Below are 21,230 nucleotides of genomic sequence, written 5' to 3'. Positions count from 1 at the left end.
ATAATTGACATGCCGTTTATCCCTCCCGATCACTACGACGAACAAACGGCACAACTCTTTGTTTCGTCGCTCGAAAAGACTCCCACACTGACGATCGAGGACTGGCTTGACCAAGCAGACGGTCCATCAAACGCCGATGTGATCGAAACGATAGTGAAAGCCGACATGGCGTTTCGCTGGCAAAAAATCAGCTTCGCAGGACCGGTCGAAATTGAACAAGCAACCTACGTCAAACCACCCACCGTCGAAACGTACGCCGAACGTTTCTCACTGCTCAGCGCGCCGGAGATTCTGAAGCGATTGGCGAAGTGGGAACTTCTGCTCCGGCAAAAAATCGGCGACAAACCGTCGATTCCCGAGTATTCCAAACGGTTTGCGCAACTGGGAGACCCCAATGACTGGTTGGTCGACGACCTGAACGCTAACCACCTTGCTCAAGGCAACGATCGATTGATCGGGTCGACGGTGGGAACGTTTAAAATTGTTTCCAAAATCAGCGACGGCAGTTTCAGCGTCAGCTACCAAGCAACCCAGTTCCGTCCAACTCGCCAGCAGGTGGTGATCAAATTTCTCAAACGCGAGTTCGATTCGGCTGACGTCTTGAATCGATTTCGCTTTGAACAACAGTCCATGGAAATCATGGACCACCCTCACATCGTCGGCGTGTCCGAAGCCGCGACGACGCCGGACGGATCGACTTATTTCGCGACGCCTTGGATCAGCGGTGTGCCGATCACCCAATGGTCCATCGACAACGCATGTTCCTTTGACGAACGCGTCGATGTTTTCATCCAGGCCTGTGATGCCGTGCAGCACGCACATCAAAAAGGCATCATCCATCGCGACTTAAGACCGTCCAAAATACTGGTCGCCGAACAAGACCAACAGCCACACACCAACGTGATCGACTTCGGAATCTCGCGAGCAATCGGCAGCCAACTCGGGCAACAGACCGTGGCGACTCACTACGGCGGATCGACGGCATCGCTCCAATACATCAGCCCCGAACAAGCTTCCTTCAAACCATCGGACGTGGATACTCGCAGCGACGTTTACTCGCTCGGAGTCGTGCTTTACGAAATGCTGGTCGGGGAACCGCCCTTTACTCAGGCCGACTTGAGCACCAAAGCAATCGACCAAACGCTCAGAATCATTCGGCAAACGGAACCTGACGCGCCCGGCACTCGCGTGGAACAACTACCGCGCGAACTGGAATGGATTGTTTTGCACGCCTTGAAAAAAGACCGAAAGCATCGCTACCAGTCCCCCGGTGATCTCGCTGACGACCTGCGGCGCTATCGCGATGGACGTGCCGTGACCGTCGCGCCAAGATCGTGGATCTACGATGTCGGGCATTATTCAAAACAGAACCCTGTGTCGATTGTTTTGATGATCGTCTTTGCGATCCTGTTCTTTGCCGCCGGTGTTGCTGCGACGTGGTGGATGCAATCGACCAACCCGTCTGCGCAATTCTTCCCGAGCCACTCCATAAATTTGGCATCGGAAAAAGGAATCTTCCTGCAATGATTGGAATCACGATCAACGGCCCGAATCAGCAAGAGAAGCTGGCGGCGATCAAACTACCTTGCGGTTTTGGTCGCCAAGCTGACCCGGCCAATCCCGAACTGAGCGTTGCCGATCCGTTCGTTTCACGTCGACAAGTCGAATTGGAATCCACCGAAGACGAAAACAGTTTGTTAGTCCGGTGCGTTGGCAGCAGCGCGATCACATTGGCATCGGGCGAAACGATCGAATCGACCAACCAGCGAGTGCTCCCATTGCCTGCTGACCTACGAATCGGCCGCACCGATATCCGCATCGAAACGTTGGATATCGGCATCAGTTTCTTGAAACCTCCGGCCACTCAAGTGATCGAAGGCCGCGAACGAAAACCCGTCGGCACGCTCGCGTTGTCCACTCAAGGAGAGATTTCCCCGGAGTGTTTGGTCGAATGGTTCGAGGGGCTCATTTCACTTCAAGAATCAGCCTCGGGCGCCTCGGGATTTTACGAACAAGCTGCACGTGCGGTTGTCGAAATGATCGGCCTGGACCGCTGTGTTGTGGTCAACTGTGACGGAGAATGGAAAGTCGAAGTTCAGTACGGAAGCGAAAGCCCCGATGGCACGGTCTACAGCCACAACGTGGTCGGGCATGTTCTGGCGTATCGGCAAACTGTTTTTGCGGATGCCCCCCAATTCGCATCTGCCAAAAGTCTCAGCAGCGTATCAGCATTTGTGGGCGCGCCTATTTTTGACAGTGACGGCGCAGTGGTGGCTTGCCTGTTTGGCGCGCGTGATGTCAACGAACATTCTCACTGCGATGGCATTCGGCCTTTGGAAGCGCAGCTTGTGCAGGTGGCTGCGGGAATCGTCGGCAGCCGCTTGGCTCGACTGACCGCCGAAGCGGAACAAACTCGTACTCAGGTTCAACTGGAACAATTTGCGTCGCCACAATTGGTGCGTGAGATGCAAAATAATCCGCAGTGGCTGGAAGCCCAAGAACGCGAACTCACTTTGCTGTTTGGTGACATTCGCGGGTTTTCCAAATTGGGTGAACAACTCGAAGCTCACGAGATCTATTCGTTTGTTCGTGAAGTAATGGACTGCATGACGCACGTGATTCATGACCACGGCGGTTTTGTGTTTAACTTCGCTGGCGATGGCATCGCAGCGATGTGGAATGCGCCAGGCCGAACAAAAACGCATGCCAGAGAAGCTTGTTTGGCAGCCATCGACATTCAGACCGCCCTGCGCGAAATCGATCAACGTTGGCACCAGAGGATTGGCCGAGCCGTAAAAGTCGGGCTCGGCATCAACACCGGCTCCGCGTTGGTCGGTAACTCCGGCAGCAAGGCACGACTGAAATACTCCCCGCTGGGACATGCCGTTAACTTGGCCAGCCGTGTCGAGGGTGCGACCAAATCGTTTGGCGTCCCCATTCTGATCACCCAAGCCACCCGCGAACGAATGGGAGACGGATTTTGTGTTCGCGATTTAGGCGAGATCGTCGTGGTCGGCATCGACCATCCCACGCGAGTCTTTCAGCTGGCCCCGCTCGATTCGGCGGCGGACAACACTTGGTGGTCACAGTACGAATCGGTAGTGCGAACGTTTGAGCAGGCAAAACACGCCCAAGCCCGAGCGGCTGTCGAACAGCTTTCGCGACAATTTCCCGACGACCGCCCCCTGCAAATCCTCGCTGATCGAATTGATCGTTCCGACGGAACGTACGGCCCTTGGGTGCTCTCCGGAAAATAGTTTGGCTTGAGAAAAGTTGCGTGACTTCGTGATCGATCGATTGCGGCGACTTTTCCGAGACGCATCCAACCGGCGTGAGCGGCAAAATCGCGATCACGTGATACCGGTCCAACGAACCACCGCAGGAGAACGGAGTTTATGCGTTCTTTTGCTCGCAAACCTCCGATTGGACAAGAGACAAGTATCGTTGCAAGTAAAACGCTGCGCGGTTTCGTTTCCCATTCAATTCCTTCGCCGGAGCTATCCACGTGCAGTCTGCCCGAGTTCGGAAAGCGCGTACGACATGGTTTTGGCGAAACGTCGATTCAATGGGCGAAGCCGTCGTTGGACGGCTAAACGAATACTTGGATCTATTTGGGATCGTCGCGCAAGCCGTTCCCGAGTTGATGATGAACTATCACCGCCGAAGTGTGCGAAGCGTGTTTTGGCGACAACTGTTGTTTACGTTTGTAGACGCCGTGCCGGTGGCGATTCGCATTTCGACAGCGGCCGGACTGTTGTTGATTGTGCAAACAGCGATGTGGACCGAATCGATTGGCGGCAGCATGCAAGCGGCATGGCCGCTGATTGTTGGCATTACGATTCGAGATTTGGCACCGATGATTGCTTCGTTGATCGTGATTGGGCGAAGTGCCAGTGCGATGGCGACGGAACTGTCGCTAATGGAAGTCACGGGAGAAACGGATGTAATCGAATCGCACGGTATCGACCCGATGTCCTATTTGGTTATGCCGCGGATCATCAGCACCATGCTGTCAGTCCCGTTTCTGGCAGCGATTATTTTGTTGGTGATGTTCGCAAGTGGCTATGTCGTAGGATTGGCAATCAATGTCGTCCGCGTCGGACCACTGGCCTATTTGGACGAAATCGCCCGGGCAATTAGCCTGGATGACGCGTGGTTTTTCCTTCCCAAAACCTTTGTAGCTGGTGCGTTCATTGGCGCGATCTGCTGCATCGAAGGCCTGGGGGTAAAAACCGCGATTACCGAAACGCCCCGCGTGGCGAGCCGCGCGAGCGTGAGAAGTTTGACAGCAGTCTTTGTGATCTCTGCCCTGCTATCGTTTTTGATTTACGGCAAGGTATTGGTCTTCGACCTGTTTTAGAAAAGTAAATGGCAAAGGACGCAGCTAGCGAAAAGCCAAAACGTATTCCAGTCATGGAAATGCGGGATGTGACCTTGCGCGAATTTGGCCGCGAATCAAGACTGCGACGAATCAATCTCCAGCTCTACGCCGGTGAGCTGGCGTTTATTTTGAGGCCAACTGGCCCCACCAAGCAGTTGCTACCCGGTGGCGCCTTGGGGCTGATCACGCCGCGACGCGGCGAAGTTCGATTCAGCGAAGTACGTTGGCGATCGGCCAGCAGAGAAAAGCAGCGAGAAATGCGTGCCAAGATAGGTCGCGTTTTTGATCATTCGGGTTGGCTGCAAAACCTAAGTGTGATCGACAACATTTTATTGGCCCAGCGTCATCACACCGACCGAAGCGAACACGAACTGTTTGCTCACGCACGCAGCCTGGTCGGCGAACTGGGGGTTCCTTTTCCTGACCGTCGCCCCGCATTTGTTGACGCTTGGAAACTGCGGCTTTATCAATGGGTGCGAGCGCTCATTTGTCAGCCCCTACTGCTGATTGCCGAACGTCCGTTTGCAGGTGTTCCCAAAGAATTTCGCGAACGTGTTTTCGCTGTCGAAAAACGTTTCCGCGAGCGTGGCGGTGCAACGATCTGGGTGACCGACAATCGCAACCTTTGGAACAAGGTCCATTCCACTCACTTGGCCAAATACGAAATCATCGATGAACGCTTCATCCCTCAAACGGGAGCCGCGTGATGACAGAGGTCTTTCGCCAGCGTAACGCGCAGCGCATTGTCGGAACCAGCATTTTGCTGCTTCTGATCGTTGCGGCCGCGACCATTTTGCTTTTGCTGCACAAGAACGAATTTTTCAGTGAAAGCAATGAGTACTACTTACAAGCAGATCAGTCGCAGTTGCGTGGGCTGCGAAAATCGATGGACGTTCGCATTTTGGGCGAACCCGTGGGAACCGTGAATGACATTTCCTATGTGGGCAGTTCCAACGAAGTTCGACTGACGATGCAAGTGAAAGTCCACGAAGACGACACTAAAAACGTCATCTGGGAAAACTCGCAAATCGTCGTCGCGCGCAGCTTCGGGATCGGCGAACCCTACCTCGAAATTGAACGCGGCATCGATTTGCTGGGAGCAATCGTTTCGAACCTGCTGGACCAAGAAGCAAACGCGATTCGGACGGCTGGCGCCAAAGCACGCGGGGTAAAAATCCAACGCTTAGTCGAAGGCAGCCCGGCGCAACAAGCCGAGCTCAAAAAAGGCGACATCATCACCAGTTTCAACGGTGCGCCCGTCAACAACCTGGGCGAACTGTACGACTACATGTCGCGGGTTGCTCGCGGGAGCCAATTGTTTGTGGGCATTCACGGCCGAGAATACCCCGTCGCGGTGACCGCCAAATTGGTCGAACCCAAGCGACTGGAAGCCGGCGGCACGATCATTCAGTTCCAGCCTGAACCAGACCGACTGGAAGAACTCACCAGCAAACTTTCGCTCGTGCAAGAATCGATCGCCAATGTCGAAAGCAGTATGGTCGATACGCTGGGTGAAACGAACAAGAACATGACCGATTCGCTGGTGCCCACACTTAACCAGTTCATGAAGACCGGTGAATCGCTTGAAAAAACGAGCGACGACGTACGCGACAAGACGCTTAAACGCGTTGGCGAAACTCTGGCACGGATCGACGAATCGACCCGAGTTTTCAACGACAAATTGGACCAAATCGCTCAATCATTCAACGGACTCGTCGACGAACGCGCGGGACCGGCGTTTGACAGTTTTAATCAGGCGTCAGAGCAATTTGGTGAGGCGTCCAGCAGCCTGAAAGAAACGTCCGACACGATTGGCACCGAAACCACAGTCGCGATGAAAGATCTGCAAAAGGCCGCGCAGACGCTGAACGAGGTCTTGGATCAAAGCCGCGAAGTCGTTGACGTTTTGCAAAGCGAAGTCAATCAACTGCCCGGAACCGCCGCCAAAATCAATCGCGCCGCTGGCCAAGCCAACATGGCGATCAATGGTGCCAACGATGTCATCGACGGTGTCAAAGATCACTGGTTGATTCGTCGCTCAGTCAAACGAAACCAGGAAAAAAAGGCTGGCGTTAAACGGACCGGCCCGCTCCGATCGCTCTTTGGCCATTGACTACACAAAGGAAATCCAATGCACACCCACGACCAAGAATCTCCCAGCAACCTGGATAACTTTCTGGCCAGTGTTGCATCGCTGAAACAAGCATCGCCCGCGCCAAGATTTGATGAGGGCGGCCAGTCGCTCAATCGCGGGGTCGGAGTCTTGTGCCCCAAATGCCAGTGCGAATTGCAAATCGGTGAGTTAGCGGGGTGCCAGTTCGCAGGCTGCCCGTCGTGCCAAAGTATGCTGTTTCAGCAAGACGTATTCGCAATGCTAATCCAGCACCTTCGGGCATCAAAAAAAGACTCGGGCATCATGCCTGAACCGATGGATGCGTCCCAATTGCAAGTGCGGCGAATTTGTCCGACGTGCACCAGTCTGTTCGAGACTCACGCCTATGGCGGTCCCGGCAACGCCGTGATCGACACGTGCACCACATGCGCAGTCGTTTTTCTGGATCAAGGCGAATTAACAAAGCTGGCCAATGCACCGGGCCGTAGATAGCTCACATTCGCATGCCGCGAGGGAGCGTCCAACAACCTGCGACAGCCGACCTAACGGTTAAAAAGTTTGTCAAAGCTTTTGATGCTTTTGAATCCGCCTTCGAGATTCTTAAAGCTCTTGTTGATGCCCTGCATGCCTTTGTCCAATTGCCCCTGGAGCAAATCGTTTACGGTTTTCTGTGCGACGTTCGCAGCCGCCTGAGTTCCTAGTTGAGTCAGCACGTCGCTGATGCCGCCATGGTCCAGAGTAGGACGACTGAGGGTGCCTGTGATTGGCAAAGAAACCGAATTTCCAGCCAGTCCTTTGAGGTCGCTGCCAAGCCAATTTTCGTCCAGCTCAACTTGAGCAACTAGATCGACTCGTGAATCCAGGCTGACTTGACCGCTGGACATCATCTTTGCGCGATCGATGTCAAAAAACAGTCGTTGATGACTGACGACGCCATTTTCCAAAGCAAAGTCCACGGTTTGGGCTGGCAAAGTGATTAACGTCGACGGATCGCGTGCTTCACCGGGCACCGACATCTGAGCAAGTGATTTGAGTTGCTCCAAACCACCGATGATTTGCGACGTCAGCGGCCCGCTGGTCATTCGAGCTTGTTCGATATTGATGCGTCCCTTCACTCGGCTCAGATTAGGCGTGTCGATGATCACAATCGCTTCATCTAATTCGACGCTCATCGTGCCGTCCACTTGCGCTGCATCCGCCGCCAGCGGTGCCAAATACTTGAGCCATCGGCGTGTCATGTCAGGCGTCAGCCGCAAGTTGGTCGCAACGGTTCCGGGCCTCGCACGCAAGTAGACTGGTCCGGGACGATAAAAAACTTCGCCCGCCAAATTCACTTGCCCTTGGCCTACCGGGACAGTCGCAGGCGAAATCTCCACGGTCGTTTCGGTCAGCTGTACCGGCACCGTTGCACCGCCAAACTGGACCCCAGCGATTTCACCCAGATCCCAGCCCAAGTTTCCTTGCACGGTGAAAGCAACATTGCCAACATTGTCTCGGGCGGCGTGGATCTCCAGTGGCGTTTCATGAACGCCTTCCACGGCGATGGCTGTTCCGGTCAGAGTGGTCAGACGTTTTGAAATCTCGTCCATCTTGAAGCCAGCGGGGCCTTTCAAAACCACGTCCCCGACGGATTCATTCCAGATCGCATGGCCGGTCAACGTCGTGGCGAACCAGTCGCCGACGATGCGAACTCCATCGGCGTTGATTTTTCCGTTTTGGCGGTTCAGGCGAATCGGTCCGCTGACGGAAACATTTGGTTCGGACCAAACGACCCGCGAATGAAGGCGTCCTGGCGAGCGACCTTGATTGGATTGCCGTGGCATAGGACCGACGGTGTATGACTGGGCGCTGGCATCGGGTGGCTGAATCACGGACACGTTCTTGCCCGTCGAATTGGAGTCGATGCTGAGCACGTCTCCGTTGCTTTTGACGCTGAAGTTTCCTTCGCAATCTCCTGTGACCAGCCAATCGTCGGATTGCGCAACTTCGCGAGCCGTGTTTGCTTGATAGCCAACGTGTCGAAAAACGCTTTCGTTGTCTTTGCTGCGTGACTTGGCCACCACGGGTTTTTCTCGACGCCAATTCGCCACGCGTTTCCGCACGCTGCCTTGAATCCGATCCAACTTTGCTCGCCACGCTACTTCCAAGTCAACATTTTTAGTTGTTGCCTGACCTTTCATCGCAAGCGAAACGGCATCACCGGCAACCGTTAGCGAACGACTGTAGAAATCGCCCGACGGCCAATTCAGCTCGCCACTAAAATCCACTTTGACGTCTTTCTGACTGAACCAGCGGTCCGCATAAGCGACGCGTGGGTCAGTAAATTGTGCTGTCGTGTCGCTTAGCAGTACTGCGACGGTGGAAAATTCGCCCTGGGAACGAATATCAAAACCACCTTGGACATCGTGCAATTCGGCAGGCAGCCATGGCCCAAGCGTTTCAGCAAGTGTTTCCATGCGACCATTCGCGGTCAGTTTGATCGGCAGAGGAATGGTGCCGCTTGGGTTTTGAACCGAACCAGATAGTTCGGCATCCAAGTTCAAACCACTGCTACTGAATGACGCTTTTGCGCGGGTCAATTCTTCCAGCGAATTGCCACCCCATCGGCCCACGGCCTCGAGAGTCCCACGAAGCGACTGACGCTTTAGACTTTGCCCGCTTGGCAAGGTGACCAGCAAATTCGAAGCGTCGGCATCTCCGCTGAGTCGCCAGACGTTTTGATTCGATGCGTTCCATTGAAAGTTCCCTTTCGCTGAACCACCCAGGCTGGTGTCGGACATATCGACGATCGGCTGCAGGATCGCAGAAAGACGTCCAAAATCGATTTGGAAATCTGCGCGGCCCGCTTGAAAATCACCTTCGCCAACCGCGCTGGCAAAGGAACTGGTTAGCTGAAACGATTCAGCCCGAACATTGCCTTGTTCATCCAGGACGGTCGTGTTGATAGTGATCGGCTGGAGAACGATTGCACGTCCGCGAGCCCGAGCGTGCAAAGCATCGCTCTGGATCGTCAATCGGCTACGTCGTCCATGGACAGCGGACTGCGAATTGATTTGTGCGGTCGCGCGGCCCTTAATGATTTGTGTTTCGTCGCGAAGCGGTAGCAACCCCGGCAGCGCTGCGTCCAAGAGTGCCAAATCGATTTCCGCTTGGGCACTTCCGTCCAAAGCTTCCAGCCACCTCATGGGGTTGTTGCTTTCCCCGGCCAAAGTGATCGATCGCGAAAATGCGCCGTTGAGAGTTGCCGTTGCAAAGTCGGCTTGCGCGGTAAGGTCCCGGCCGATGACGCGGTTGCCGGCCAAAACAAGGTCGCCGTCGAAGGTTGCCAATTTGTTTTTCCAAACGCGCGCAGCACGTTCGTCGCCCAACTGACGCGGTTCGGTGGCATTCAGGTTGCGAATCTGCAGTGTGCTGAGGGTTGCCTGGATGTTTCCGTTTGCTTGTCCAGTGGCGCGAATCGCGCCGGTGGCATCGCCGCTCAAATCAGTTGGCATCCCGGCAGTTTCCGAGGGAAACCGACGACACAGCAGCGTTACGACCGATAGCGGGAGTGATTCGCTGTCGAGGTTCAAATCCCATGCGGCCGCTTCAGCGAGTGCGTTGCCCGAGTTAGCATTCGTCAGCGAGTAAGAAAGGCTGCCCTGGATAGCACCGCCGCCGCCGGCGGGCTCGTTTAGAACCCCAGCGAACGTGGTGCGAATTTCGATGGGTGTCAGGGCGACGGTCGCGTTGGACTGAGCCAACTGCCACGCCTGACCAGTTTGCACGTCGGTGACTACAACCGATGCGTCATGAATCTCCACGGAGCCTTCGACGGGATCGCTTGGCTGGTCCGATGGAGCGAGAAGCTGCTGCAGATCGTCTTCCAGGCTGCATCGCCCGTCTTGCATACTGCACGTCACATCAATGCCACGCAAAACCACATCACCAAAATTGGAGGCGTTTGCGGATATCAATTCGCGGACGGTTAAGGTCGTATCCACTTCATCGATCAACACTTGGCTTCCACTTTGTGTGCCGATGACTTGGATTCCTTGAAAGCTCAAAGGAGTGATCCAACCGACACTCATCGAATCCACTTCGACGTCCAGTCCATAGCTTGCTGCCGTCCGCTTCACCATCGACCGGCCCAGCGGAGACTGGCTAACAAACGTCGGCGTCGACAGCACGATCAAGCCCAGCAGAGCAATCCCGATAAAAAGATAGATGCGGCGGCGGGCCGCGCGACCGCGTCGTCGTCGACGCGTATGATTGCGTTGCGATCGTTCGACTTCGTCAAGCAAATAATCGTCGGTGGCCACAGTCACATCCTTGTCAAACTAATCCAGCGGAAAACCGTCACCCGAGTGGGCCGTGTTTTCGCGTGCTTATCCGTGCATACTTCGTTGGCACAATTCCAACGCCCGCGTAATTTCGTTCGCCAACGCAATTGTCCGCCAGCTACGATTCATTGGTCCGCCATCGACAGCCATACTGCTCGGCGCGTTAGACAAGTCCGTTCAACGCAGCAGGCAAGTCGGTCATTGGTCTGGAGTCTAGCGATTTGACCTCGCCGATCCCAAGATGAATTCTGCGACGATTCGTCCACATTTGGTTTTCGTTGCCGATAAGCCTTGCAGAGTTCGCCGAATGCAAGCAAGCTTTTGAAACGATTGGACGTCGTGTTTCACGATCACTCACTTGGCCGCCAAGCACTGCATTCATTAAAAGCGACATGAAAGTTTTCGTTACAGGGGGCACAGGACTACTGGGAAACACCATCCTGCGTCAGCTTGCCGCCGACGGCCATGAATCGGTCGCACTGTTACGCAACGGCAAAGACACCCAGCCGTTTTGTGAACTTCAGCCCGAATTTGTAGTCGGAGACCTCTCCGACACGCAGCTGATTGACGATGCGATCGGTCGCTGCGATGCCGTCATTCATTCAGCGGCCCTGATTCACTTGGGCTGGAAAAAACGTGACGAATCGATGCGAGTCAATCGCGATGGCACCAAAGCGATCGTGGATGCTTGCTTGAAACACGACCGCAAACTGGTCGCTGTTGGCACCGTCAATACGCTGGCGGTTGGATCTCGCGAAGCAATTGCCGATGAAGAAACCTCCCTCGATCACGCCGGCGGACAAGTTCCTTGTTCGTACATTGTCAGCAAACGAGCCGGCGTCGCGGAAGTCTTGAAGGGTGTTTCTCAAGGTCTACGTGCAAGCATTGTTCACCCAGGCTTCATGCTCGGCCCTTGGGATTGGAAACCCAGCAGCGGGCGAATGATTTTGGAACTGGCTCGCAACTGGACTCCGATTGCGCCTTCGGGTGGCTGCAGCGTTTGTGATTCGCGGGATGTGGCAGCGGGAGTGATCTCCGCGATTGAAAAGGGTCGTGATGACGGGCGGCAATACATTTTGGCGGGTCACAATTGGATGTACCGCAAACTCTGGGACGAAATGAGCGAGAGAATCGGCACGCAAAAATCCTTCATGAGAGCAGGACCGCTGCAACGGCTGATCGGAGCCGTCGCGGGTGATTGCTGGAGCAAATTGACCGGCCACGAAGTCGACATGAACAGCGCTAACGTGAAAATCAGTAGTCAGTATCACTGGTACGACAGCTCCCGCGCGATCCACGAACTGGGTTACCAAATTCGTCCTGCCGACGAGAGTTTGGACGCTTCGGTTGAATGGATAAAATCGATGCACCTCTAAATCAGCTGCCGAGCGAAATGCTCAGACGTAACGCCCAGGCAGAGAGAATCGCCCGGGCAGAGAGCGAGGCCCGGGCAGGAAATATCGCCCTTAGAATCGCAGCCGGACTCCATAGATCATGCCGTCCAGCGTCGTGCCGCCAATTTCGTAGCGGTTGTAGCCGGCAAACCACTCGACGGATTCGACTTGGCAACCAAGCGTCAGTTGGCAATGCGAATAGTCAGCCGTCCCCAGTGTTCCCAGATCAACCTCGCCACTGACGACCAGTGGATCAAGGTGCAAGTCGAATCCAGCGGTGAAGTTCACGCCTGCTTCGAAACCTTCGCGATCGCCCAACCAATTCATTCCCAGTCCAAAGCGTGTTCGCAGTGCTCCGGTGACCGGTTCGACCATCAAGTTGGCGTCTCCGATCCAAAGCGAATCACGAAAGTGGCCATCTTCTTCACGAAACATCATCGCACTCAGATCTAACCCTAAACCGCCGGGCTGCTGAGCCAACCAAGCGAATTGTGCCTGTTCGAGATCATCAAAATCCGTGCCACCGAAGAGCGTGACTCGGTGGCTCCATGCATCAAGCTGCTGACGGATCGGAGCAGGTGCCGGTTGCGGAGCCGAAATGATTTCGTCCACCACATAGCTGTCAGCGGTGTAACAGCCATCTAGATTCTGATTGGACTGTGCACTGGGGCATTGCACTCGCAATGGCTGGCAAGTCGAACGACAGTCATCCGCTGAGTAGAACGAGATTCCGAACTGATTGGAGTTTGACGCGCGATGGCGTGAGCGAGTCGAGCCCCGACGCTTGCCAGAGTGGCGGTGATCGTCATCGTCGTCGTCTTGATCATCATCGTGATCACGCGAAGACGACTTGTGTTTGGATGGACGAGGTTTTCGTGTTGCATCGCGCACACTGCTGAGTTTCCCGGCGTGCAACGCCGGCACCATCAGCGAAAAGCAAATCGACACGGCGATACTGATTAAAAACAACTGTTTCATCGTTGCCGATCCATGGCTTGGTTGTCCAACTTGATTGAGAATCTGGTCAGACAGTCAACGCATGCAGCGTGCCAAACGATTTGTCATCGTCGGCTTTCTACTTGATTGGTACGACGTCCCGCTCGATGCACGCCGTTGGCGCATGCGTGTCGGTGCAAACGGTTAAAACGCGATTGCTAGCAGCGTCGTCGTCGTGATAGCGCGCCGACAAAATGAACACAGTTGTTGGCAGTGTTTGGGAAGTGTTTTGGCAGTGCCGTCTTCCACAGGTGGGCTCCCAGCGGGTGATGACAACACCAACGCTTCATCGATTTTTTGGGATCGCCAACGTCGGCTGGTTTCACCGGCCGAGGTGGGCGATCGGAGTTGCCACACGTGTCAGGCGACGACTCAGGGCCAAACAAAGCCTGGATCAAAAGATTCAACAATTTTTTAACGGCGGTTATCTCCACATTGTGGTAATCACTCCTACGCAGAACACGGGAATCGCAGGAATCACTCCTTCGCAGCGACCCGCCCCATCGGGTGGATAGCTATTTCGGCTCGATTGACAAGCTTGGCTCTCCCTACACACGCTACTTGCCCGACTAAGTAGCATCTTGGGCGGAAAGAACCGATTTGACTGTTGGCGAACGGATTTGATTCGTTTGACCAACATTTGTTGACTCAGTGAGACCACTTGCATGTCGAAAGACAAGCTACAAACGATTCGCGACGCCGCGCCAGCGGTCCTGCCTAGTTTATTGATGTGCGACTTTGGTGATTTGAAAACCGAAGTCCAGCGTCTCGAGGCAGCCGGAACGCGAGTGTTGCACCTGGATGTGATGGACGGGCACTTTGTTCCCAACCTCACCTATGGCATGCCGATCATTGAAGGTCTGCGAAAGCACACCGACATGCCGTTGGACGTGCACCTGATGATTAGCGATCCGCTGAAGTACGCCAAACCGATGGTAGATGCCGGCGCTGATCTGCTGACGTTTCATGTCGAAGCGGTTGAAGACGCTCAATCGGTTGCCCAGCAGATCCGCGACTTAGGAGTTGCCGTGGGCGTGGCCTTGAACCCTGGCACCCCCATGGAAAAGCTCGACGGCTGCCTTGATGCCGTCGACATGGCGCTGGTGATGAGCGTGGAAGCCGGCTTTGGCGGTCAATCGTTCAACCCCATCGCGCTGGAACGACTTCGTACCCTTCGTGCGTCTCACCCAGATCTGCTGCTCGAAATCGACGGCGGAATCAATGAACAAACCATCGGTCAAGCTGCGGCGGCCGGCTGCGATTTGTTTGTGGTGGGTTCTGCCATTTTTGGCAAACAGGACTACGCCGCAGCGATTGGATCTCTGGATCAAGCAATTTCGGCGGCTGGAAAAGCCGGGGAGGTCAGCGGATCATGATTTTGAAATCACCTTCCCTCGCCCACGTTTTGATCATTCGTCCCGGGTCAACTGAGTTTGACGATCAACAGCGCATTAAAGGGTCGTTGGACATGCCGCTCAGCGTGCATGGCGAACAACAAGTTGACCGGATGGCTCGCGAACTGGCCGATGTCCATATCGACGTTGTCTACTGTGCCCCCGATGAATCGGCCCGACAATCAGCCCAGCGGCTGGCAAAAGGACGCGAAACTCGTGTCAAAGTCGTCGATGCGTTTCGCAATGTGGATCACGGATTGTGGCACGGCAAACTGATTGATGAAGTTCGCCGCAACCACCCGCGGATCTATCGCCAAGGCATCGATTCGCCCGAAGACGTCTGCCCACCCGAAGGCGAACCGATCCACGAAGCACGCGAGCGTGTGACGAAATCGTTGAAGAAATGCCTTCGCCGTCACCGCGACCGTGTAATCGCTATTGTCGCTGCCGACCCCATGGCAGCGGTGCTGGACAGTCTGATCAGCGGCAAAGAACTCCACGACTTGTGGGCTTCGGAGCTGGATGACGGAAGCTGGAATCTGATCGATCGCCAGCAATAGGCAGAATCGGAATGACGCGGACCAGAGGGCGTAAATCCCCTCCGATGCGGTGTTTCAGAGGATCGAACTGCTCTTTGAGCGGCTAAAATCGTTGGAATAGAATGCAGACGGGTACATTTCGTACCTGCCGCCGTTCTTGCTTTAGACGATTCATCTCTCTAGGACACCGCCCGACATGACGCGATCAGTGCTCTCATTGGCCTCCCTCTTGCTTTGCTTGGCGGCATTTCCGGCTCATTCGGTGGCAACCGCAGCGGGTCCCGCTTTGCCAGCTCAGGTCGAAAAGATCAATCAGGCCATCGAGCAGGGCTGGGCTGATTACGAAATCCGCCCGGCCAAAGAAGTCGACGATTTGACTTGGTGCCGACGCGTCCATTTAGACATCATCGGTCGAATCCCCACCGCCACCGAATTGGACCAATTCGCATCGACGCGTGGCGTCGACAAACGCTCCAAGCTGATCGACAAGCTGCTGCATGACGACCAGTACACCGAAGAATATGCCAATCACTGGGCCACGGTTTGGACCAATTTGTTGATCGGTCGCTCGGGCGGCAACGACCGGCGTGACCTGACCAGTCGGGACGGCATGCAAAAGTATCTGCGTGATTCGTTTGCACGCAACAAACCCTACAACACGATGGCGTTTGAATTGGTCAGCGCGACCGGAGGAAGCAAACCCGGCACGCCGGACTTCAACGGTGCCGTGAATTTTCTGATCAACAAGGTCAACGATGAAAAAGCGGTCCTGGCAGCCAGCAGCACGTCGCGGATTTTCTTGGGCCAGCAAGTCCAATGCACCCAGTGCCACAACCACCCGTTCAACCAGTGGAAACAGCAAAAGTTCTGGGAGTTCAATTCGTTCTTTCGTCAGACCCGAGCGCTTCGCAAGTTCGTCGATGGAACGCGTGACATCGCATCTGCTGAATTAGTCAACGAGGACTTCAAGGGTGAATCCAACGAACCCGAAGACGCAGTGGTTTTTTATGAACTACGAAACGGATTGACCAAAGTTGCGTATCCGGTTTTCACCGACGGCACGGCGATCAAAGTCAGTGGCTTTGTCAGCGATGTGAATCGCCGCGAAGAATTGGGCCGGCTCATGCTGGAGAGCGAGTATCTGGACAAGATGATCGTCAACCGAATGTGGTCCCTGTTCATGGGCCATGGTTTCACCAAACCGATCGATGATTTGGGCCCCCACAATCCATCGTCGCATCCAGAACTGCTGGATGCACTGGGCAAAGAGTTTCGCCAGTCCAGTTACGACCTGAAACAACTGATCACTTGGATCACGTTGAGCAAGCCGTACAACTTGGCTCCGGTCCTGGGTGGCAACAACAAGATCGACGATCCATCGATTGGCGAGATGCCAAAATTCTCGCGATTCTACTTGCGTCAGATGAGCGCCGAACAACTCTATCAATCACTTGTCACCGCAACCAAAGCGACGGCAGCTGGCAGTTATGAAGAGCAAGAACAACAGCGCCGACGTTGGCTTCAGCAGTTTGTCGTTGCCTTTGGCACGGACGAAGGCGACGAGGCGACTACGTTCAATGGATCCATCCCGCAAGCATTGATGTTGTTCAATGGTGAACTGACCAAAAACGCTACCGACACCAAGACTGGCGGCTTTATTGACCGAATTTACAAAGGTGGCAAGTCTCCCACGGACCGAGTCACTGACCTGTTTATGTCGGGGCTTGCCCGCAGACCAACGACCAAAGAAATCGGTATCGCCCGACAATTGTTGATGGCTCGCAAAGGAAATGAAAAAGAAATGATGCAAGACCTCTGGTGGGCCATCATCAACAGCAACGAATTCATCATGCAGCACTAGCCTGCCACAATCACATCCGACCGTGTCGCATGAACACCAAAACTCTAGTCACCGCCGCAAAGGTATTCTCTCTATGATTTCAACTTGGCAAACACCCGCAGGCATGTCTCGCCGGCACTTCATGAATCACCTCGCTGGTTCGTCGGCGGTCGTCGGTGCATCGGCATTGATGGGCGGTTCGATTCAAGCGCACGCCGAAACACTTCGCAAAAACCGTAAGAGCGCCATCCTGCTATGGATGGGTGGCGGTCCGCCAACGATCGACCTCTGGGACCTCAAACCTGGAGCGCCCACCGGCGGCGAGTTCAATCCAATCTCGACGACCGGCGACATGCAAATCTGCGAACACCTGCCTCAGGTCGCTCAGCAGATGAAACACTTGTCGATCGTGCGGAGCATGTCGACTCGCGAAGCAGATCACAATCGCGGCCGGTACTACATGCACACCGGTTACGTCCCCAACCCCAACATCGAACACCCCAGCTACGGCAGCGTGCTTTCGCACGAACTGATGAGCCAGCGGCCTGAGTTGGAAATCCCACCATTCGTCTCGATCGGTGGCGCCAGCGCCGGACCGGGTTTTCTGGGCATGGCTTGGGCTCCGTTTTCGGTGACCAGCAACGGCCGTATTCGCAATCTGGACATGCGACTGGATGACCGTCGTTTGCTGCAACGCATGGCGGCGCTTCAAACGATCGAATCAGGGTTCGCAGCCAAAACGCGTGACACCCCGGCCAGCGAGCACGCCAAAGTGCTGGACAAGACGCTCGCGTTGATGACTAGCGATCAGATGAAAGCGTTCAAAGTCGACGAAGAACCTCAGGCCGTGAAAGAACGCTACGGAACAACGGGTTTTGGACAAGGCTGTTTGCTCGCGCGACGGTTGGTCGAAGCGGGCGTGCCATTTATCGAAGTGGATCTGGGCGGCTGGGACTTGCACCAAAATGTTCACGCAACTCTGAAAAACACCAAACTGCCGGAGCTGGACAAAGCGATGAGTGCCTTGGTCGAAGACTTGGCTCAACGCGAACTGATCGACGATACGGTCGTGATGTGGATGGGCGAATTCGGTCGAACACCACGCATCAATGCAAACGCAGGACGCGATCACTGGGCACGTAGTTGGTCATGTGTGGTCGGCGGCGGTGGAATCAAAGGCGGCATCGCTGTAGGTGATACCGGACGTGACGGAACCGCGGTCGAATCAGAACCATTTAGCAGCGAAGACCTGATGACAACGGTTTGCAAAGGCCTGGGCATTTCGACGGAAACCACCTTTACCAGCAAAAACGGTCGCCCCATGAAGATCGCGGGTGGTGGTAAGTTGATCAGCGAACTTGTTTCGTAGCGTCATTTTCCCCGGACACATCCTCTACCGGACAAGCGTCAATTACGGAGGGACTGTTGCCCGAGCCAAATCCAACGCACTTCGCCGACGAACATTCCGACCCGTCTTCGTCTGCGAATAAATCATCGACGACTCGCGACACCGTGCCCCAGTACCGCGATCAACCTGTGCAGAGTGACCAACCTGCGCAATTCGATCAGCTCGCGCCGGGCGAGTTGATCCAGCAGCATCAACGCGGTGTCTGGCGATATCTGCGCATGTTGGGCTGCGATGATTCCACAGCGGACGATTTGACGCAGGAGACGTTTTTGCGAGTACTCCGGCGCGAAAATTTCGTTCAACACAGTAGTGCGGCGACGTCCGCCTATTTGCGACGAACGGCCTACAACCTGCTGGTGTCCGATCACCGCAAACATGGACGAATGCAGACGGTGGCGGAGCCCGCCGTGCTGGACGAAGAGTGGTGTCGTTGGGCCGGGAAAGACCTAACCGGCGACGCAGCTGTCGAAGCTCTGCGACTTTGTTTGTCAAAGTTGACCGAGCGGGCTCAACTGGCTTTACAAATGAGATTCGCACAGCAAGCCAGCCGGGTCGACATTGGCAAGGCACTGAACATCACGGACCACGGCGCGAGAAATTTGATGCAGCGAGCAAAGCAGCAGCTTCGCACCTGCGTTGATGAACAATTGAAAACCGAAACCGAAACATGAATCAAAAACGATGAACGACGCCTCACCTCATCCTGACGATGCTCCTCAAGGCGCGTCCGGCGACTTAGCTGCCTTGCAAGAGCAAGCGATCGACGCGTTGATCGGTGAAGTGCTGCAAAACAACAGCCCACCTGATTTGACAGCGACCATCTTGTCGCAACTAAATCACGCCCCTTCTGCCAGCGATTCGTCTGCCAGTGAGCCGTCAGCCGGTGATTCCAGCATTCGAATCGCAGCCAGCCCATCACCAGCCCGCGGCCGCTCCGGCAAGCGAAGTTATTTTGTCTTTGCCGCCGCGCTCGGAGCGATCGCCGCTTCGCTTGCGTTGATTGTGTTTTTGGCTGGGCCGGCCCAGCCAAATCCGATCGCCGAAGGCACCAGTCGGGTTGATAATGAATCGATGGCCAAAGTCGATAACGACATCGCATCCCAAGATCGAACCTCTGAAAACACGGACACAAATCGTTCGCCCCAACTGGCCGATCATGATGCACCACTGCGTGCGGATTCAGAATCCGCACCGGACAAAGGCGGTGACGACAGACGCGACAATTCGGTTGCACGCGGCGTCCCGATGATCGTATCCAGCGACAATCCATCGCCAAATCGAACGTTGGTGGATGATTTGCAAGGACAGTCACCGAACCCGAATCCATCCCATCGGATTGAACCGATTCAACAGGTTGCCGCGACGCTTAACCAGAAATGGCAAGGTTACTGGAAAGCTGCTGGCGTAACTCCGACCGAGGAAGCTAGTGCCGACGTGGTAACGCGTCGTTTGGCGGAAACGTTGGGCATCCAGCTTTCATCCGCTGCGGTTGGCGATCCACGAAAACTGCAAGCCGAGCTTGTTTCGCATTCGGCTTCACAGAAAGTCGCCCAGCGATGGCTCGACCAAATCACAGGGGGTGGCCTGGGTAAACTCAAGAATGACCAACTCCGTTCGCTTGTCGATCAGGCAGCCAAGGCATTCCGATCCGAACAACCTTTGGACCAAGAACTAGTCGCCTGGATCAGCGGCAATAGCCCACAAGCGTCATCGTTTTACTCGGCGGCGTCTTCGCGTGGACATGACGCGATGGTACTCCGCTTGGCGTCGGTGACGATGGGCGTCGATCTTCGTTGCACAAAATGCCATGACGCTTTGATTGAAGGCAACGGGCGGCAAAACTCGTTCTGGGCATTTTCCAGTTTCCTGACGCAGGGCGTTCAACGAACTCGTGACGGAGCCTGGTCGGTGGTTTCGCGAGACCAATTTTCCAGCCAGCCTTCGTTTTACGAATTGCCAGACGGTCGACAACGGTTTGTCCAAGCCGCCGTCGATCCTGCTTGGGTATCCCAGCGTCCGGCCGATGACGTGGCTGCCTGGGCGACAAACCTGAAGCGTTCGCCGGAGCTTGCCAGAGGAGTTGTGGATTCGATTTGGCAGCTGGTCCACGGCCGACCGTTGCAAAGCCATGTGATCGATACGATTGCGGCGCCTCATCACAAACTATTGGATGACGTGCAAAACCAGCTGGCATCGGATTTGATCGCGTCGGACTTTGACGCTGCTCGAACACTTGCTCTCATCATTGCGTCGCCGCCAACTCATCGAGCGGTGCCTGATGCTTTACTACCAAAAAACCAATTGATGGCGTCCGATCAATCCATTCGCAATTCGATGCATGCGGTCGATGCGTTCGCCGCCGCCCAGCCGCTGAATCGCGATTTGCCGCTGTCACGGCGGTTGGCGGTTGCTCTTAAATCTGTCGGTGCTTCGGTGAAAGACCTGGACGGCAGTGAGCTGTTGGCAAATATCGGAACATCGATCGCGAGCGATGCAGGATCGCGGAAAGCGGATGCAGCTCGCGACAATTCGATGTCGCATTCATTGGACGACGTTGACTTTCCCAGCAAAGCCAGTCAATTGCCGGTCCAGTGGCTTTCATCGATTGATTCCTACCAAAATCGAGTTCAACACCTGGGCTATCTAGCGGGCCAATCCCAGTTGCCTGACGCCATCTTGCAAGCTGCCGATGTACTGCATGAAGGGCAGGCCGACGACAACTTGGCGCTTCACCGTGTCTGGTGGCTAATCCGTCCCTAGGAATCGGGCTGAGACAACAGGCAGGTCGACGCGAATCGACTATAATAATGTGGTGCGTGGAAGGATCCGGCACCTGACTTGTC

Annotated in this window: 15 protein-coding genes; 13 read left to right on the top strand and 2 right to left on the bottom strand. The window is 55.1% G+C overall.

Annotation, left to right across the window (positions count from 1 at the left end; translation table 11 throughout):
* Window positions 1–9 precede the first annotated feature (9 nt).
* The 6 genes from K239x_RS05470 to K239x_RS05445 all read left to right on the top strand — a co-directional run bounded on the left by K239x_RS05470 (window position 10) and on the right by K239x_RS05445 (window position 6,986).
* Entirely contained in the window at window positions 10–1,527 is a 1,518-nt protein-coding gene (locus tag K239x_RS05470; protein WP_419189707.1) for a serine/threonine protein kinase, read from the top strand.
* On the top strand, window positions 1,524–3,257 hold the full coding sequence (locus tag K239x_RS05465; RefSeq protein ID WP_145416718.1) for an adenylate/guanylate cyclase domain-containing protein: 1,734 nt from the start codon (window positions 1,524–1,526) through the stop codon (window positions 3,255–3,257). Before K239x_RS05470 ends, K239x_RS05465 begins: the two co-directional genes overlap by 4 nt.
* 308 nt (window positions 3,258–3,565) lie before the next feature.
* On the top strand, window positions 3,566–4,360 hold the full coding sequence (locus K239x_RS05460) for an ABC transporter permease (RefSeq protein WP_419189706.1): 795 nt from the start codon (window positions 3,566–3,568) through the stop codon (window positions 4,358–4,360).
* An 8-nt stretch (window positions 4,361–4,368) separates the two neighbouring features.
* A complete protein-coding gene (locus K239x_RS05455; protein ID WP_145416714.1) occupies window positions 4,369–5,088 on the top strand; it encodes a P-loop NTPase family protein in 720 nt (239 codons plus the stop codon).
* Window positions 5,088–6,494, top strand: a complete 1,407-nt coding sequence (locus K239x_RS05450) for a PDZ domain-containing protein (protein WP_145416711.1) — start codon at window positions 5,088–5,090, stop codon at window positions 6,492–6,494. Before K239x_RS05455 ends, K239x_RS05450 begins: the two co-directional genes overlap by 1 nt.
* Before the next feature lie 18 nt (window positions 6,495–6,512).
* Window positions 6,513–6,986: a TFIIB-type zinc ribbon-containing protein gene (locus tag K239x_RS05445; RefSeq protein ID WP_145416709.1), complete on the top strand. Its 474-nt coding sequence runs from the start codon at window positions 6,513–6,515 to the stop codon at window positions 6,984–6,986.
* Between the two features lie 50 nt (window positions 6,987–7,036).
* Here the strand turns inward: K239x_RS05445 and K239x_RS05440 are convergent, their stop codons facing one another.
* A complete protein-coding gene (locus K239x_RS05440; protein ID WP_145416707.1) occupies window positions 7,037–10,795 on the bottom strand; it encodes an AsmA family protein in 3,759 nt (1,252 codons plus the stop codon).
* A 413-nt stretch (window positions 10,796–11,208) separates the two neighbouring features.
* Between K239x_RS05440 and K239x_RS05435 the strand changes: the two genes are divergently transcribed.
* Window positions 11,209–12,192 (top strand): NAD-dependent epimerase/dehydratase family protein, encoded by a 984-nt coding sequence (locus K239x_RS05435; protein WP_145416705.1) that lies wholly within the window; start codon window positions 11,209–11,211, stop codon window positions 12,190–12,192.
* Between the two features lie 90 nt (window positions 12,193–12,282).
* Here K239x_RS05435 and K239x_RS05430 read toward each other — a convergent pair whose 3' ends face one another.
* Complete coding sequence (locus K239x_RS05430) at window positions 12,283–13,188, bottom strand: hypothetical protein (RefSeq protein ID WP_145416703.1); 906 nt, start codon at window positions 13,186–13,188, stop codon at window positions 12,283–12,285.
* 683 nt (window positions 13,189–13,871) lie between these two features.
* Between K239x_RS05430 and rpe the strand changes: the two genes are divergently transcribed.
* The 6 genes from rpe (at window position 13,872) to K239x_RS05400 (ending at window position 21,147) form a co-directional block, all read left to right on the top strand.
* On the top strand, window positions 13,872–14,582 hold the full coding sequence (rpe, locus tag K239x_RS05425; protein ID WP_145416702.1) for a ribulose-phosphate 3-epimerase: 711 nt from the start codon (window positions 13,872–13,874) through the stop codon (window positions 14,580–14,582).
* Window positions 14,579–15,160, top strand: a complete 582-nt coding sequence (locus tag K239x_RS05420; RefSeq protein ID WP_145416700.1) for a histidine phosphatase family protein — start codon at window positions 14,579–14,581, stop codon at window positions 15,158–15,160. Before rpe ends, K239x_RS05420 begins: the two co-directional genes overlap by 4 nt.
* Window positions 15,161–15,335: 175 nt before the next feature.
* Complete coding sequence (locus K239x_RS05415; RefSeq protein ID WP_145416698.1) at window positions 15,336–17,000, top strand: DUF1549 domain-containing protein; 1,665 nt, start codon at window positions 15,336–15,338, stop codon at window positions 16,998–17,000.
* A 73-nt stretch (window positions 17,001–17,073) separates the two neighbouring features.
* On the top strand, window positions 17,074–18,348 hold the full coding sequence (locus tag K239x_RS05410) for a DUF1501 domain-containing protein (protein WP_419189705.1): 1,275 nt from the start codon (window positions 17,074–17,076) through the stop codon (window positions 18,346–18,348).
* A gap of 56 nt (window positions 18,349–18,404) precedes the next feature.
* Window positions 18,405–19,058, top strand: a complete 654-nt coding sequence (locus tag K239x_RS05405) for an RNA polymerase sigma factor (RefSeq protein ID WP_419189704.1) — start codon at window positions 18,405–18,407, stop codon at window positions 19,056–19,058.
* Between the two features lie 10 nt (window positions 19,059–19,068).
* On the top strand, window positions 19,069–21,147 hold the full coding sequence (locus K239x_RS05400) for a hypothetical protein (RefSeq protein WP_145416696.1): 2,079 nt from the start codon (window positions 19,069–19,071) through the stop codon (window positions 21,145–21,147).
* The last annotated feature ends 83 nt before the right edge of the window (window positions 21,148–21,230 follow it).

Origin of the sequence: Stieleria marina (genome assembly GCA_007741555.1) — a bacterium.
Classification (GTDB): domain Bacteria; phylum Planctomycetota; class Planctomycetia; order Pirellulales; family Pirellulaceae; genus K23-9.
The sequence above is the reverse complement of the archived record's forward strand: the minus strand, read 5'-3'. Positions and strand labels throughout refer to the sequence as shown.

Excerpts from the sequence above, each read along its gene's own strand:
- K239x_RS05470 (WP_419189707.1), top strand. The coding sequence starts at position 10 with ATGCCGTTTATCCCTCCCGATCACTACGACGAACAAACGGCACAACTC.
- K239x_RS05465 (WP_145416718.1), top strand. The coding sequence starts at position 1,524 with ATGATTGGAATCACGATCAACGGCCCGAATCAGCAAGAGAAGCTGGCG.
- K239x_RS05460 (WP_419189706.1), top strand. The coding sequence starts at position 3,566 with ATGGGCGAAGCCGTCGTTGGACGGCTAAACGAATACTTGGATCTATTT.
- K239x_RS05455 (WP_145416714.1), top strand. The coding sequence starts at position 4,369 with ATGGCAAAGGACGCAGCTAGCGAAAAGCCAAAACGTATTCCAGTCATG.
- K239x_RS05450 (WP_145416711.1), top strand. The coding sequence starts at position 5,088 with ATGACAGAGGTCTTTCGCCAGCGTAACGCGCAGCGCATTGTCGGAACC.
- K239x_RS05445 (WP_145416709.1), top strand. The coding sequence starts at position 6,513 with ATGCACACCCACGACCAAGAATCTCCCAGCAACCTGGATAACTTTCTG.
- K239x_RS05435 (WP_145416705.1), top strand. The coding sequence starts at position 11,209 with ATGAAAGTTTTCGTTACAGGGGGCACAGGACTACTGGGAAACACCATC.
- K239x_RS05430 (WP_145416703.1), bottom strand. The coding sequence starts at position 13,188 with ATGAAACAGTTGTTTTTAATCAGTATCGCCGTGTCGATTTGCTTTTCG.
- rpe (WP_145416702.1), top strand. The coding sequence starts at position 13,872 with ATGTCGAAAGACAAGCTACAAACGATTCGCGACGCCGCGCCAGCGGTC.
- K239x_RS05420 (WP_145416700.1), top strand. The coding sequence starts at position 14,579 with ATGATTTTGAAATCACCTTCCCTCGCCCACGTTTTGATCATTCGTCCC.
- K239x_RS05415 (WP_145416698.1), top strand. The coding sequence starts at position 15,336 with ATGACGCGATCAGTGCTCTCATTGGCCTCCCTCTTGCTTTGCTTGGCG.
- K239x_RS05410 (WP_419189705.1), top strand. The coding sequence starts at position 17,074 with ATGATTTCAACTTGGCAAACACCCGCAGGCATGTCTCGCCGGCACTTC.
- K239x_RS05400 (WP_145416696.1), top strand. The coding sequence starts at position 19,069 with ATGAACGACGCCTCACCTCATCCTGACGATGCTCCTCAAGGCGCGTCC.